This window comes from Streptomyces sp. CO7, assembly GCF_053474865.1.
Map to the genome: position 1 here is coordinate 148,145 of NZ_JBRIOU010000003.1, position 744 is coordinate 148,888.

Annotated in this window: 2 protein-coding genes; both read left to right on the forward strand. The window is 76.1% G+C overall.

The features are described from left to right. Positions 1–30: 30 nt before the first annotated feature. Positions 31–225 (forward strand): hypothetical protein, encoded by a 195-nt coding sequence (locus ACOV8S_RS10550; protein ID WP_108953707.1) that lies wholly within the window; start codon positions 31–33, stop codon positions 223–225. Positions 226–312: 87 nt separating this feature from the next. Next, on the forward strand, positions 313–744 hold a 432-nt coding region (locus tag ACOV8S_RS10555), incomplete at its 3' end, for an AfsR/SARP family transcriptional regulator (protein ID WP_448317530.1).

The following is a 744-nucleotide window of genomic DNA, read 5'->3' on the forward strand; positions in this document are numbered from 1 at the left end:
CCCGTCCACGTAGCACCAGGAGCGCCCCCCATGCCCCGCCCCCGCCTCGCCCTCTACGCCTTCGTCGTGTGCGTCCTGTCCGTGGTCGCCGCCGTCGTCTCCTTCGTCGAGGGCACCTGGGGCCTGGGCATCGTGTGGGTGCTGCTGGCCGGACTCTCCTCGAACATGTGCTGGTACTACTACAAGCGGACGAAGGCGGAGCGCGGGCACTCGGCCACGCGCTGAGCCCCTGACCAGCGGCGCGCCGCACCGCCCGCGGGACGTCGCCGCGGGCTCCGGGGACGGCTCCGGTACGGTGGCCGTCCTCGTCCGATGGACAATGGGGCCGTGCGCTTCCGAGTCCTCGGCACCATCCAGGCCATCCGCCCCGACGGCACGCCCGTACCCGTCGGCGGCGCGAAGCTGCGCACCCTGCTGACCCTGCTGGCGCTGCGGCCCGGCCGCGCGGTCCCGGTGGCCGTCCTCGTCGACGAGGTCTGGTCGGACGATCCCCCGGCCGACGCCACGGGCGCGCTGCAGGCCCTGGTGGGGCGGTTGCGGCGTCTCCTCGGCCCCGGCGCGGTGGCCTCCGCGGACGGCGGCTACCTGCTGGACGCCCGGCCCGACGACATCGACCTGTACCGCTTCGAGCGGCTCACCGCCGACGGGCTGCGGGCGCTGGCCGACGGCGACCCGGCCAAGGCGGCGGAGACCCTCGACGAGGCGCTCGGCCTCTGGCGCGGCCCCGCCCTCGCCGACCTGCCC

Excerpts from the sequence above, each read along its gene's own strand:
- ACOV8S_RS10550 (WP_108953707.1), top strand. The coding sequence starts at position 31 with ATGCCCCGCCCCCGCCTCGCCCTCTACGCCTTCGTCGTGTGCGTCCTG.